This window comes from Klebsiella sp. GFKo11 (genome assembly GCF_056490265.1).
In genome coordinates this window covers 731,685-744,284 of record NZ_CM151369.1, presented here as the reverse complement: position 1 = coordinate 744,284, position 12,600 = coordinate 731,685, and the positions used below count along the sequence as shown (strand labels likewise).

General features: G+C 52.8%; 15 protein-coding genes and 1 other RNA gene. 9 read left to right on the top strand and 7 right to left on the bottom strand.

The genetic code is table 11. The features are described from left to right. Positions 1 to 42 precede the first annotated feature (42 nt). From AC07P6_RS03605 to AC07P6_RS03580, 6 genes are all read left to right on the top strand, one after another. On the top strand, positions 43 to 348 hold the full coding sequence (locus AC07P6_RS03605; protein ID WP_004125506.1) for an ElaB/YgaM/YqjD family protein: 306 nt from the start codon (positions 43 to 45) through the stop codon (positions 346 to 348). Positions 349 to 350: 2 nt separating this feature from the next. After that, positions 351 to 749 (top strand): phage holin family protein, encoded by a 399-nt coding sequence (locus AC07P6_RS03600; RefSeq protein ID WP_112213622.1) that lies wholly within the window; start codon positions 351 to 353, stop codon positions 747 to 749. Then, positions 746 to 1,045: a YqjK-like family protein gene (locus tag AC07P6_RS03595; RefSeq protein ID WP_112213621.1), complete on the top strand. Its 300-nt coding sequence runs from the start codon at positions 746 to 748 to the stop codon at positions 1,043 to 1,045. Before AC07P6_RS03600 ends, AC07P6_RS03595 begins: the two co-directional genes overlap by 4 nt. Before the next feature lie 250 nt (positions 1,046 to 1,295). Continuing rightward, a complete protein-coding gene (locus AC07P6_RS03590; RefSeq protein ID WP_110272936.1) occupies positions 1,296 to 1,688 on the top strand; it encodes a DoxX family protein in 393 nt (130 codons plus the stop codon). Between the two features lie 67 nt (positions 1,689 to 1,755). Further along, on the top strand, positions 1,756 to 2,742 hold the full coding sequence (locus AC07P6_RS03585; RefSeq protein ID WP_182240549.1) for a glutathione S-transferase family protein: 987 nt from the start codon (positions 1,756 to 1,758) through the stop codon (positions 2,740 to 2,742). A 126-nt stretch (positions 2,743 to 2,868) separates the two neighbouring features. Then, positions 2,869 to 3,237, top strand: a complete 369-nt coding sequence (locus tag AC07P6_RS03580) for a DUF805 domain-containing protein (protein WP_304253722.1) — start codon at positions 2,869 to 2,871, stop codon at positions 3,235 to 3,237. A gap of 37 nt (positions 3,238 to 3,274) precedes the next feature. Here the strand turns inward: AC07P6_RS03580 and AC07P6_RS03575 are convergent, their stop codons facing one another. Continuing rightward, positions 3,275 to 4,171 carry a LysR family transcriptional regulator gene (locus tag AC07P6_RS03575; RefSeq protein WP_110272932.1) on the bottom strand — a complete coding sequence of 299 codons (897 nt, stop codon included), beginning with the start codon at positions 4,169 to 4,171 and terminating at the stop codon, positions 3,275 to 3,277. Positions 4,172 to 4,275: 104 nt separating this feature from the next. Here AC07P6_RS03575 and AC07P6_RS03570 point away from each other — a divergent pair, with 104 nt between their 5' ends. Then, positions 4,276 to 4,977: a pirin family protein gene (locus AC07P6_RS03570; RefSeq protein WP_182235026.1), complete on the top strand. Its 702-nt coding sequence runs from the start codon at positions 4,276 to 4,278 to the stop codon at positions 4,975 to 4,977. Positions 4,978 to 5,001: 24 nt separating this feature from the next. After that, positions 5,002 to 5,163 carry a hypothetical protein gene (locus AC07P6_RS03565; RefSeq protein ID WP_182235027.1) on the top strand — a complete coding sequence of 54 codons (162 nt, stop codon included), beginning with the start codon at positions 5,002 to 5,004 and terminating at the stop codon, positions 5,161 to 5,163. 36 nt (positions 5,164 to 5,199) lie between these two features. On the opposite strand, the gene AC07P6_RS03560 is transcribed toward AC07P6_RS03565, so the two are convergent. From AC07P6_RS03560 to AC07P6_RS03535, 6 genes are all read right to left on the bottom strand, one after another. After that, entirely contained in the window at positions 5,200 to 5,610 is a 411-nt protein-coding gene (locus tag AC07P6_RS03560; protein WP_434661382.1) for a Spy/CpxP family protein refolding chaperone, read from the bottom strand. A 330-nt stretch (positions 5,611 to 5,940) separates the two neighbouring features. Continuing rightward, positions 5,941 to 6,319, bottom strand: an RNA gene (gene rnpB, locus AC07P6_RS03555) — RNase P RNA component class A. Between the two features lie 32 nt (positions 6,320 to 6,351). Continuing rightward, on the bottom strand, positions 6,352 to 7,497 hold the full coding sequence (gene garK, locus AC07P6_RS03550) for a glycerate 2-kinase (RefSeq protein ID WP_304253724.1): 1,146 nt from the start codon (positions 7,495 to 7,497) through the stop codon (positions 6,352 to 6,354). A gap of 65 nt (positions 7,498 to 7,562) precedes the next feature. Then, the gene (gene garR, locus AC07P6_RS03545) at positions 7,563 to 8,453 is read right to left on the bottom strand and encodes a 2-hydroxy-3-oxopropionate reductase (protein WP_112213614.1); all 891 of its coding nucleotides are present in this window, start codon (positions 8,451 to 8,453) and stop codon (positions 7,563 to 7,565) included. Between the two features lie 28 nt (positions 8,454 to 8,481). Continuing rightward, a complete protein-coding gene (garL, locus tag AC07P6_RS03540; RefSeq protein WP_112213613.1) occupies positions 8,482 to 9,252 on the bottom strand; it encodes a 2-dehydro-3-deoxyglucarate aldolase in 771 nt (256 codons plus the stop codon). Positions 9,253 to 9,280: 28 nt separating this feature from the next. Beyond that, positions 9,281 to 10,615, bottom strand: a complete 1,335-nt coding sequence (locus AC07P6_RS03535; protein WP_434661378.1) for an MFS transporter — start codon at positions 10,613 to 10,615, stop codon at positions 9,281 to 9,283. A 393-nt stretch (positions 10,616 to 11,008) separates the two neighbouring features. Here AC07P6_RS03535 and garD point away from each other — a divergent pair, with 393 nt between their 5' ends. Further along, positions 11,009 to 12,580, top strand: coding sequence for a galactarate dehydratase (gene garD, locus AC07P6_RS03530; RefSeq protein ID WP_110272925.1), 1,572 nt, complete (start codon positions 11,009 to 11,011; stop codon positions 12,578 to 12,580). Positions 12,581 to 12,600: the final 20 nt, after the last annotated feature.

Sequence of the window (12,600 nt, the reverse complement as noted above, 5' to 3'; positions counted from 1 at the left end):
GTTAAGTAAGACCAATATGGACCACTTTAACAGGAGATAAACATGGCTAAAGATAACGTTGCAGAAGACCTGCGTGCGGAACTGAAAACGCTGGCTGATACCCTGGAAGAAGTGCTGAACTCCTCCACGGATAAATCGAAAGAAGAGATTGGTAAGCTGCGTAGCAAAGCCGAAAGCGCGCTGAAAGAGAGCCGCGTTCGTTTGGGAGAAACCAGCGACGCCATTGTGAAGCAAACGCGCGAAACCGCTGCTCGCGCCGATGAATACGTCCGCGAAAATCCGTGGACTGGCGTCGGAATTGGCGCAGCTGTCGGATTGGTGCTGGGTGTTCTGCTGACGCGTCGCTGATTATGGCAAACTCTCAACACACGCAGGGGCCGGGGCAAAGCGTTTTCGGCATTGGTCAGCGGATAGTTACCCTGCTGGTCGAAATGGTGGAAACGCGCCTGCGCCTGGTGGTCGTGGAGCTGGAAGAGGAGAAAGCGAATCTCTTTCAGCTGTTTCTGATGCTAGGGCTGACGTTGCTATTTGCTGCATTCGGGTTGATGAGCCTGTTGGTCCTCATTATCTGGGCCGTCGATGCGCAATATCGCCTGAACGTGATGATAGCCACCACCGTAACCCTGCTGCTGGCGGCGCTTATTGGCGGTATCTGGACGCTTAGTAAGGCCCGACGTTCGACGTTTCTGCGCCTTACGCGTCAGGAACTGGCTAACGACAGGTCCTTGCTGGAGGACGATAAGCCATGAGCCGCGACCAACAGGAACGTGAACGGCAAAAAGCACGTCTGCTGCGTCTAATCCAACAGCAACGGCTGGATCTCAACGCCAGCCGTCGCGACTGGCTGGAAGCAACCGCGCCAATAGATCGCGGCTGGCATACCCTACTTAACTTGCGTTCATGGGCGATGGTCGGCAGTGGACTCATCGCTGTGTGGTCTGTCCGCCACCCGCGCTTTTTACTCCGTTGGACGAAACGCAGTTTTGGTCTCTGGAGCACCTGGCGCATGGCACGTAGCCTGCTGCGTCAGCAATCAACACGCTGAGGCACATCTGTGCCTCTTCTTATTTAACGTCCCCCACCGAACACCATTATCCGGACCGCTCAGTCGGCCCTTCTATTCATTCGCTTTATCAATGGTTACTCAGAATCTTTGAAGTAGATCTACAGTTTTCCTTGCTAACAATTACGTCACAGCCTCGCTAATATTCACTCCATCGACAGCAACCCCGCGCCATACGCAGGATTGCACCAAAAAACAAAATCGCCGCCCTTTGGGTTTTATGGAGTAAGAAATGAAAAAATTAGAAGATGTTGGTGTACTGGTAGCGCGCATTCTGATGCCAATTCTGTTTATCACCGCAGGTTGGGGAAAAATCACTGGTTATGCGGGTACCCAACAATATATGGAAGCCATGGGCGTCCCTGGGTTTATGCTGCCGCTGGTTATTCTGCTTGAATTTGGCGGCGGTCTGGCAATCCTGTTCGGTTTCCTGACCCGCACTACCGCGCTGTTCACCGCAGGCTTCACCGTACTGACCGCGTTCCTGTTCCACAGCAACTTTGCTGAAGGCGTGAACTCGCTGATGTTCATGAAAAACCTGACCATCGCTGGCGGTTTCCTGCTGCTGGGTATCACCGGTCCGGGCGCATTCAGTATCGACCGCGTGCTGAATAAAAAGTGGTAAGCGCACTATACTGATTAAAAAAAGCGAGGGGACATCTCCTCGCTTTTGCTATCTGAGGGAGGAAATGATGGGACAATTAATTGACGGCGTCTGGCACGATACCTGGTATGACACCCAATCCACCGGAGGGCGGTTCAAGCGCTCTGTTTCTGCCTTTCGCAACTGGCTAACCGCCGACGGCGCACCAGGACCGGGTGGTGAACCCGGGTTTCCGGCAGAAAAAGACCGCTATCATCTGTACGTTTCTCTTGCCTGTCCATGGGCACATCGCACCTTAATTCTGCGCAAGCTGAAAGGGTTAGAGCCGTTTATTTCCGTCTCAGTGGTCAACCCTTTAATGTTCGAGAACGGCTGGACGTTCGACGATAGCTTTCCGGCGGCCACTGGCGATACCCTCTATCAGCACGAATTTCTTTATCAGCTTTACCTGCATGCCGATCCGCAATACAGCGGGCGCGTTACGGTGCCGGTGTTGTGGGATAAAAAACAGCACACCATCGTCAGTAACGAGTCGGCTGAAATCATCCGCATGTTCAACTCCGCTTTCGATGGGCTCGGTGCTCGTGCCGGAGATTACTATCCACCTGAGCTGCGTGAACAAATTGATGAGCTGAACGGCTGGATCTACGACAACGTTAACAACGGCGTTTATAAAGCCGGATTCGCCACCAGCCAGCAAGCCTACGACGAAGCGGTCGATGCGGTATTTACCTCGCTGGAGCGCCTTGAGCAAATCCTGGGACAGCACCGCTTCCTGACGGGTAACCAGTTAACCGAGGCAGATATTCGCCTGTGGACTACACTGGTTCGCTTCGACCCGGTGTATGTGACCCATTTTAAATGCGATAAACACCGCATCAGCGATTATCTCAATCTTTATGGCTTCCTGCGCGATATCTACCAGATGCCAGGCATTGCCGAAACGGTAGATTTTGCCCATATTCGCAACCACTACTACCGTAGCCATAAAACGATCAACCCAACCGGGATTATCTCCATTGGTCCACAGCAGGATCTCAGCGAGCCGCACGGCCGCGATCTTCGCTTCCGCTAAGATATTGGGCGCTATTTACAGCGCCCAATAATTCACTCGGCAAATATTTACCAACATTTCATTCGCGTCTATTCTTATTTCGATCGCTTTAAAAACAAGTGATTGACGGTTAATTGAGGCGTAGAAATGGATTGGTATCTTAAAGTATTACAAAACTATTTTGGATTTGGCGGCCGTGCCCGGCGCAAAGAGTACTGGATGTTTATTCTGGTCAACATCATCCTGACTGGCGTACTCAGCATCATTGATAAGATGCTCGGTTGGCAGCGCGCGGGAGGAGAAGGCATCCTGACAACTATCTATGCCATACTGGTATTTTTACCGTGGTGGGCGGTGCAGTTTCGTCGTTTGCACGACACCGACCGTTCAGCATGGTGGCTGTTATTACTGCTGATTCCTGTTATCGGCTGGCTGGTGATCATTATCTTTAATTGCCAGAACGGTACTCCCGGCAATAACCGCTTCGGGCCGGACCCAAAACCAACCTCATACTAAACAATGCGCCCCTTGCCAAAAAGGGGCGCACGTTGCTCTATCTATTCATAAACAGCTTCGGGATCTCGCGCAGACACCATGACTTCGCTTCACCCATGCTATCGCGGCGCCAGGCCATAATGATATCAACCTCATTACTGTATTCCGGGCTGACCACCCGTAAACGACCTTCGGCAATATCCTGCTCAACGAGCGGATAAGGCATTGTCGCCACGCCCAGTCCTGCCAATAGCGCCTGACGTTTATCTTCAATCGTACTGACGGTTAATCGCGGCTGTTTGTCGAGCAGCTGCACCGTCAATACCGGGCGTTCGCGAGCGGTATCGGCCACCGCTACGCCGCGATACTTCACGCGCGTAACTTCAGAAAGCGGCTCAGGCTCTTGATGAATCGGATGATCCGGCGCGGCAACGTAGACGCTTGTCACCGAGTAAAGCTTGCGGGAATTAATTTCTGACGATGAGCGAAAATGCATATCCGGCGCAACGACAATATCCGCCCGACCCTGCTCGAGGCGCTCCCACGCACCGGCCAGCACTTCAGTAATGATCGACAGCTGAGTATTAGATTTGGTCGCCAGCTTTTCAATCAGTGGGAATAAATTGGTGGTTGGCACCAGCGCTTCGGTGACAAGAGTCAGATGCGTTTCCCAACCGCGCGACAGGGCTTCAGCATCGGTCGTCAACTTATCCGCAGCTTCCAGCAGAACCCGTCCACGCTCCAGCAGCATTCGCCCAACGTTGGTGAATTTTGTTCGATGTCCTGAGCGGTCAAACAGCACGACATCAAGCTCCTCCTCCAGCTTTTGCATGGTATAGCTCAGCGCCGAAGGAACACGACCGAGTTCATCAGCCGCAGCGGCAAAGCTTCCGCGTCGGTCAATCGCATCCATAACGCGCAACGCTTCCAGCGTTAGTGCTCTCTCTTTGGCCATCATTCTCTCATTCAGGAAATTTGAACATACCGGGCAGAATATCTGGCTAACAATACAGCGTCCATACCTTTACCATTGATTTAGTGTAAAGAGAGGTCAAGAAAATGATTACTACCCGAACAGCCAAACAATGCGGTCAAGCTGACTTCGGCTGGCTGCAGGCCCGCTACACCTTTTCCTTTGGCCACTACTTCGACCCGAAACTGCTAGGCTACGCGTCTCTGCGCGTGCTCAACCAGGAAGTGCTGGCGCCCGGAGCCTCGTTCCAGCCGCGTACCTACCCGAAGGTCGATATTCTGAACCTGATACTGGAAGGGGAAGCGGAGTACCGCGACAGTGACGGCAACCATATCCAGGCGAAAGCGGGAGAGGCACTGCTGATTTCGACTCAACCCGGCGTCAGCTATAGCGAGCACAACCTGAGTAAAGAGGGTTCGTTGACGCGAATGCAGCTGTGGCTGGATGCTTGTCCGCAGCATGAAAATCCACTAGTCCAGAAAATAGCGATCGCCGCCGGGCCGCAACAGCTGCTGGCCTCGCCGGACGGAAGCCAAAATAGTCTCCAGTTGCGCCAGCAGGTATGGATTCACCATATCGAACTGGCAAAAGGCGAGCAGCTCAGCGTCCAGCTTCACGGCCCACGCGCCTATCTGCAGTCGATTCACGGGACGGTGCATGCTCTTGTGCAAGAAGAAGAAAAACAGGCCCTGACCTGCGGTGACGGCGCGTTTATTCGTGACGAAGCTAACATTACCCTCGTCGCCGATACGCCGTTACGCGCTTTGCTGATAGATTTACCTGTGTAACAACGGCAGTAAGGGAGTTTGCCTGTGAGCAAGAAGAAAGCAAAAAAAGCAGCGATATTAGTGCAACAGCCGCAACCGGAAGTTATGGTCGCAGTCAGTTTTGGCTATGAAGAGATGTTAAGTGAACTGGAAGCTATCGTCGCGGAAGCGGAGATACGGATTCAAGACGAAGAGAGCCTCGCCTGACGTAAAAACATCGGCCCCAGAACGGGGCCGATTGATTTACTCGCTCAGTTCCTGGGCTAAATCTTTTTGCACCTGCTTGCGCTGCTCTGGCGTTAATACCTGGTTCACACCAAAATAGTATTTCACACGATAGTAGCGAACCTGCTGTTCTACTTTGCTAAATGCCGCCAACTGATCTTTAACCGCTTTTTCATTCCATTTGCCGGAATCGATCACATCAAACAGTACGCCGTCTTTAATATCTTTCTGGGAAATCTGCTGAACATTTTTTTCCAATTGCTGATGCAGACTCTTAATTTTCGTTACCTGATCGTTGGTCAGCTTTAAATGTTGAACAATCGGATCCTGTGCTGGGGCTGGGGCAGCCTTAACATCAGCAGCCTGAGCCGCTATAGAGAATCCGCTAGCCAGAACAGCGGTGAACACGATACGGGTCATTAATTTCATTGCTTTATCCTGAAGGGTAATTGCCAGAAAGGGCGGCTTATTATTTTTCAGAAGCAGATGTGGAAATGTAAGAAATAGTACGTATAGATGTAGTTAAAGATCAGGAAATATAATTAATAGAAATACATTAAATTAAATAATTAATTGAGCGAATATAAAATACCTGACCTTATGAGAAAGGGGTGGTGTTAATGACAAGCCTGCCTTGCGCATTGTGCCCGCATTCTTGTCAGGTGGCGGCTGGCGCCTTACCTGACCTACAAAACCATCGGACAATTCCAGCAGCGCCAGAAAGCAAAAAACCCGCCGAAGCGGGTTTTTTGCATAAAAGAGTGAAGCTGACCGTTAAGCCGGGTTCTGTCGTGGACAGTCATTCATCTAGGCCAGCAATCGCTCACTGGCTCAAGCAGCCTACCCGGGTTCAGTACGGGCCGTACCTTGTGAACCCCTATTTGGCCTTGCTCCGGGTGGAGTTTACCGTGCCACGAACTGTTACCAGCCGCGCGGTGCGCTCTTACCGCACCCTTTCACCCTTACCTGATCCCACTTGCGTGGGCCATCGGCGGTTTGCTCTCTGTTGCACTGGTCGTAGGCTTGCGCCTCCCAGGCGTTACCTGGCACCCTGCCCTATGGAGCCCGGACTTTCCTCCCCTCCGCCCGTCTCCCCCGAAGAGGACGACGACGAAGCGGCGACTGTCTGGTCAGCTTCGGCGCGAAGTATAGAGGGTTTACCGCCGGTTGTCATCCTTCCGTCGCCATCCCGACCTGCAATGTCGCCGCAATATTCCGCGACGCATGATAAATATTGTCTGCTGCGCCGCGAAACGCCTCTTCCAGAGTGGTCACGCTGGTCAGTACGCTAAACACCGCATCAATACCATACTGATGAACCACACCCACGTCGCGGGTCAAGCTACCGGCAATACCGATCACCGGCTTATGATACTTTTTCGCCACGCTAGCCACGCCCACTGGCACTTTACCGTTAATGCTTTGACTATCCAGCCGACCTTCACCGGTTACCACCAGCGAGCAATCGAGGATATGCTCTTCCAGATTCAGCGCCTGGGTTACAATTTCGATTCCGCTGCGCAATTCAGCATTGAGAAACGCCATCAACGCTGCGCCCATGCCGCCTGCCGCTCCCGCACCAGCAACCTGCTTAACATCAACATGCAGGTCGGCCAGAATAATATCGGCGTAATGCTCAAGATTGCTATCCAGCGTGCGGATCATGGCTTCGGTGGCCCCCTTTTGCGGGCCAAAAATCCGTGAAGCGCCAGTATCGCCGATCAGCGGGTTGGTCACGTCGCAAGCAACGCGGATAACACAATCGCGCAATCGCGCATCAAGACCAGAGATATCAATCGAATTCAGGCTACACAGGCTACCGCCACCGTTGCCGATCTCCACGCCATTTGCGTCGCAAAGACGTGCGCCCAGCGCCTGTACCATCCCCGCGCCACCATCATTGGTGGCGCTGCCGCCGATACCAATAATGATATTTTTCGCCCCGCTTTCCAGCGCCTGCAAAATCAGCTCACCGGTACCACGCGACGTAGTTAATAACGGATTGCGCTGGGCGGGAGGTACCAGCCCTAGCCCACTGGCCGCCGCCATTTCGATAAACGCGGTTTTGCCATCGCCGGAAAGTCCCCAGCAGGCATCAACCGGAACACCCAGCGGCCCCGTCACACAGGCACTCATCTCGGTTCCCTGCGTCGCGGCAATCATCGCCTCAACGGTACCTTCTCCACCATCGGCGAGAGGAACCTTCACGTAGAGCGCATCGGGGAAAATTTCCCGAAAACCTTTTTCTATAGCCTGTGCCACCTCAGTGGCCGAGAGGCTTTCTTTATAAGAGTCTGGGGCGATTACGATTTTCATAGTTATGTAGCCTGACAGTGCCGCGCAAGGCAAGAATTACAGGGCGCGCATCCGCGCCCTTCTTGTTAGCGAGTGACTTCCACTTTCGCCAGTTTTTCGTAGTAGCATGCGATAGCGCTATGGTCGGCGGTACCCAGACCGTCGGCACGCAGCGCCTGCATCATCTCCATCACCGCAGCGGTCAGCGGCAGCTGTGCGCCGACGCCGTGAGAGGTATCCAGCGCGTTCGCCAGATCTTTGATATGCAGATCGATACGGAAGCCCGGCTTGAAGTTACGGTCCATCACCATTGGCGCTTTCGCATCCAGCACGGTGCTACCGGCCAGTCCACCGCGGATGGCCTGATACACCAGATCCGGGTTCACGCCCGCTTTGGTCGCCAGAGTCAGCGCTTCAGACATAGCGGCAATGTTCAGCGCCACAATGACCTGGTTAGCCAGTTTGGTTACGTTACCTGCGCCGATATCACCGGTATGTACTACGGAGCCGGCCATCGCTTTCAGCAGATCGTAATATTTGTCGAAAATCGCTTTATCGCCGCCAACCATCACCGACAGGGTGCCGTCGATGGCCTTCGGTTCACCGCCGCTGACCGGCGCATCCAGCATATCCACGCCTTTCGCTTTCAGCGCTTCGCTGATTTCGCGGCTTGCCAGAGGCGCGATGGAGCTCATATCGATCAGAACGGTACCCGGCTTCGCGCCTTCAATGATGCCGCCTTCGCCCAACGCCACCTCTTTCACATGCGGAGAGTTCGGCAGCATGGTGATGATCACATCACACTGTTCAGCAATGGCTTTCGCCGACGTGGCGGTTTCCGCGCCTGCGGCAATCACTTCTGCAATCGCATCCGGGTTACGGTCAGCAACCACCAACGAGTAACCTGCCTTGAGGAGGTTTTTACTCATTGGTTTACCCATGATACCAAGGCCAATAAAACCAACTTTCATTGTCATGTCTTTATCTCTCTAGTTTCGGTGGTGGTTATTTCTTAAAGGAATCAGCTAATTTCTGCGTGCCCGAACGGAATACGCCCAGGTCGCTGCCGACGGCGACAAAGGTTGCTCCCCATTCCAGATAACGACGCGCATCCGCTTCAACCGGCGCCAGAATGCCGCTTGGCTTACCGTGCTTTTTCGCGACCGCAAAGATGTGCTGGATAGCTTTTTGTACTTCCGGGTGGGAAGCATTGCCCAGATGGCCTAACGCGGCGGCCAAATCGCTTGGGCCGACAAAAATACCGTCGACGCCTGGGGTTGCAGCGATCGCATCGACGTTATCCACGCCTTGCTGACTTTCGATCTGCACCAGGATGGTGATGTTTTTGTTCGACTGCGCGAAGTAATCCGGCACGGTGCCAAACATATTGGCGCGGTGTGATACGGAGACGCCGCGAATGCCTTCTGGCGGATAACGCGTAGAAGCTACGGCATTGACTGCTTCTTCTTCCGTCTCTACAAACGGAATCAGGAAGTTATAGAAACCAATGTCCAACAGGCGCTTAATAACCACCGGCTCATTGGTCGGTACGCGCACAACTGGCGCACTAGTGCTGCCTTTCAGCGCCATCAGCTGTGGGATAAAGGTTGAGATATCGTTCGGCGCATGTTCGCCGTCCAGCACCAGCCAGTCAAAGCCAGCCAAACCTAAAACTTCAGTGCTGATAGGGCTTGCGAGCGCGGACCAGCAGCCGATCTGAACTTGATGCGCCGCCAGGGCCGCCTTAAATTTGTTCGGGAAGATATCGTTATTCATCGCTTATACCTTGTCACTTAACCGTTAATTATTTCTGCAGTTCCAGACGTTTGATGTCACCGACCACGAACAGGTAGCAAATCATCATCATCAGCGCGGAACAGCCTACAAAAATCAGTGCGCCATTAAAGGAGTGCAGCTCACTTACGATATAGCCGATCACCAGCGGGGTGACGATAGAGGCTACGTTACCGAAGACGTTAAACAACCCGCCGCACAGCCCAACAATTTCTTTCGGTGCCACGTCGGAGATAACCGGCCAACCCAGAGCACCAAAACCTTTACCGAAGAATGCCAGCGCCATCAGCGCCACCACCAGCACCGTGCTATCGGTGTAGTTACACAGAATAATCGTCGATGCCAGCAGCATACCCAGAACAATAGGTAGCTTACGTGCAAAGGTCAGCGTGCAACCGCGGCGAATCAAGTAGTCAGAGAACAGCCCACCCAGCACGCCACCGGCAAAACCGCACAGTGCCGGAATGGAAGCCACCATCCCCACTTTCAGAATCGACATCCCCTTATCTTGCACCAGGTAAATAGGGAACCAGGTGAGGAAGAACCAGGTAATAGTGTTTAAGAAGTACTGACCAAAAAAGATACCTAGCATCATTCGGCTGCTGAGCAACTGCTTGATGTAATCCAGTTTTGGACCTTTTGCAGCAGAGTCACCCGGCTTTTTATGGTCCATATCGACCACGGCACCGTTATCCGCAATAAATTTCAGTTCTTCTTTCGTCATCCGCGGATGGTCGGTTGGGTTGTGAACGAACTTAACCCACAGACCGGTCAGGACAAAACCAATCACACCCATGACGGTAAACACATGTTCCCAGCCCCAGGCAAAAGTCAGCCAGCCCAGCAACGGAGAGAACAGCGCCAGAGAAAAATATTGCGCGGAGTTAAAGATAGCGGATGCGGTACCGCGCTCTTTGGTCGGGAACCAGGCCGCAACGATACGGGCGTTTGCCGGGAAAGAAGGTGCTTCCGAGAAGCCCAGCATAAAACGCATGATAAACATTGAGACACCAGCCCAGGCTAGCGGGAATACATCCACAAAGCCTTGCAGGAAGGTAAACAGCGACCAGAAGAACAGGCTGTAGGTGTAGACCTTCTTCGAGCCAAATTTGTCCAGCAGCCAGCCGCCAGGAATTTGCATCAGCAAATAGGCCCAACCGAAAGCGGAGAAAATATAACCCATTGAGATTGCACTCAGGTGCAACTCTTTCGCCACTTCGGTACCGGCAATAGATAGCGTCGCACGGTCTGCATAGTTAATGGCAGTAACAATAAATATTATCAACAGAATTAAATATCGGGTTGGCATACCCTTTTTCTGCTCTATTGCAGCATCCACACTCATTTTATATTCCTCAGGTACGACACACCTTCCATCATTTATTACTGGTGTGATTTTAGTTATTTATAAATCGATCTTAGACACTGTCGATTTACTTATCCGACGCATTGCAAGCATGACTCAGTATAATCAGCTCACGGTATTTGATCACTGTGCATAAACCCCACAAAGAGATAACAAAAACCATTATAATTGTGCAAATGCAACAATCAGTGGGCGCTAATGCACAGTTCCAGTGATTTCCTTCTATACCTGACTCCCTCACGCAAAAATGAGTGATTTAGATCACATTTTTAAATCTAAACACCTGACATTCTTAATTCCACAAATCTGAGCATCAGAAATTGAATAACCGTTTTATTTTATTATTCGCACCTTGCTGGAGAATACTGGACAATGGCTGACATTGAAATTAGACAAGAATCGCCGACGGCGTTTTATATAAAAGTACACGAAACGGATAATGTGGCGATTATTGTTAACGATCGAGGTTTAACGGCCGGAACGCGTTTCCCTGATGGACTCACGCTCGTTGAACATATCCCGCAAGGCCATAAGGTCGCGTTGGTCGATATTCCCGCACACGGTGAAATCATCCGCTATGGCGAAGTGATTGGCTACGCGGTACGTGATATCGCGCAGGGTAGCTGGATTGATGAATCGCTGGTCGAGCTGCCGGAAGCGCCACCGCTCAACACCCTGCCGCTGGCGACCAAAGTTCCCGAGCCGCTGCCGCCGCTGGAAGGCTACACCTTCGAAGGGTATCGCAACGCAGACGGTAGCGTGGGGAGCAAAAACCTGCTCGGCATTAGCACCAGCGTGCACTGCGTGGCGGGTGTTGTAGATTACGTGGTTAAAATTATCGAACGCGATCTGCTGCCGAAATATCCCAACGTTGATGGCGTAGTCGGCCTGAATCACCTTTACGGCTGCGGCGTGGCGATTAACGCCCCGGCGGCGGTCGTGCCTATCCGTACCATTCACAACCTTGCGCTTAACCCGAATTTCGGCGGCGAAGTGATGGTAATTGGCCTCGGCTGTGAAAAACTTCAGCCAGAGCGTCTGCTGGAAGGTACCGATGATGTGAAAAGCATCCCGGTGGATAGCGCCAGTATCGTTAGCCTGCAAGACGAAAAGCACGTCGGTTTTAAATCGATGGTCGACGATATTCTGCAAGTTGCCGAGCGTCATCTGGAGAAACTGAACCAGCGCCAACGTGAAACCTGCCCGGCCTCCGAGCTGGTGGTCGGTATGCAGTGCGGCGGCAGCGATGCGTTTTCTGGCGTGACCGCCAACCCGGCAGTGGGCTATGCGTCCGACCTGCTGGTGCGCTGCGGCGCAACCGTGATGTTCTCCGAAGTGACCGAAGTGCGCGATGCAATCCATCTGCTGACGCCACGCGCCATCAACGAAGAAGTGGGTAAACGTCTGCTGGAAGAGATGGCCTGGTACGATAACTATCTCGATATGGGCAAAACCGACCGCAGCGCCAACCCTTCCCCAGGCAACAAGAAAGGCGGCCTGGCAAACGTGGTGGAAAAGGCGCTCGGTTCTATCGCTAAATCCGGTAAGAGCGCGATTGCCGAAGTACTTTCCCCGGGACAGCGTCCAACCAAACGCGGCCTGATTTACGCCGCAACGCCAGCCAGTGATTTTGTCTGCGGTACCCAGCAGGTGGCCTCTGGGATCACCGTGCAGGTGTTTACCACCGGTCGCGGGACGCCGTATGGCCTGGTAGCGGTGCCGGTCATTAAGATGGCAACGCGTACCGAACTGGCGAATCGTTGGTTTGACTTAATGGATATCAACGCCGGAACGATTGCGACCGGTGAAGAGACCATCGAAGAGGTGGGGCTGAAGCTGTTCGAGTTTATTCTTGATGTCGCCAGCGGCCGCAAGAAAACCTTCTCGGATCAGTGGGGATTACATAATCAGCTGGCGGTGTTTAACCCAGCGCCGGTGACGTGATCCGTTAACATCATTTATCC

Excerpts from the sequence above, each read along its gene's own strand:
- AC07P6_RS03605 (WP_004125506.1), top strand. The coding sequence starts at position 43 with ATGGCTAAAGATAACGTTGCAGAAGACCTGCGTGCGGAACTGAAAACG.
- AC07P6_RS03600 (WP_112213622.1), top strand. The coding sequence starts at position 351 with ATGGCAAACTCTCAACACACGCAGGGGCCGGGGCAAAGCGTTTTCGGC.
- AC07P6_RS03595 (WP_112213621.1), top strand. The coding sequence starts at position 746 with ATGAGCCGCGACCAACAGGAACGTGAACGGCAAAAAGCACGTCTGCTG.
- AC07P6_RS03590 (WP_110272936.1), top strand. The coding sequence starts at position 1,296 with ATGAAAAAATTAGAAGATGTTGGTGTACTGGTAGCGCGCATTCTGATG.
- AC07P6_RS03585 (WP_182240549.1), top strand. The coding sequence starts at position 1,756 with ATGGGACAATTAATTGACGGCGTCTGGCACGATACCTGGTATGACACC.
- AC07P6_RS03580 (WP_304253722.1), top strand. The coding sequence starts at position 2,869 with ATGGATTGGTATCTTAAAGTATTACAAAACTATTTTGGATTTGGCGGC.
- AC07P6_RS03575 (WP_110272932.1), bottom strand. The coding sequence starts at position 4,171 with ATGGCCAAAGAGAGAGCACTAACGCTGGAAGCGTTGCGCGTTATGGAT.
- AC07P6_RS03570 (WP_182235026.1), top strand. The coding sequence starts at position 4,276 with ATGATTACTACCCGAACAGCCAAACAATGCGGTCAAGCTGACTTCGGC.
- AC07P6_RS03560 (WP_434661382.1), bottom strand. The coding sequence starts at position 5,610 with ATGAAATTAATGACCCGTATCGTGTTCACCGCTGTTCTGGCTAGCGGA.
- garK (WP_304253724.1), bottom strand. The coding sequence starts at position 7,497 with ATGAAAATCGTAATCGCCCCAGACTCTTATAAAGAAAGCCTCTCGGCC.
- garR (WP_112213614.1), bottom strand. The coding sequence starts at position 8,453 with ATGACAATGAAAGTTGGTTTTATTGGCCTTGGTATCATGGGTAAACCA.
- garL (WP_112213613.1), bottom strand. The coding sequence starts at position 9,252 with ATGAATAACGATATCTTCCCGAACAAATTTAAGGCGGCCCTGGCGGCG.
- AC07P6_RS03535 (WP_434661378.1), bottom strand. The coding sequence starts at position 10,615 with ATGAGTGTGGATGCTGCAATAGAGCAGAAAAAGGGTATGCCAACCCGA.
- garD (WP_110272925.1), top strand. The coding sequence starts at position 11,009 with ATGGCTGACATTGAAATTAGACAAGAATCGCCGACGGCGTTTTATATA.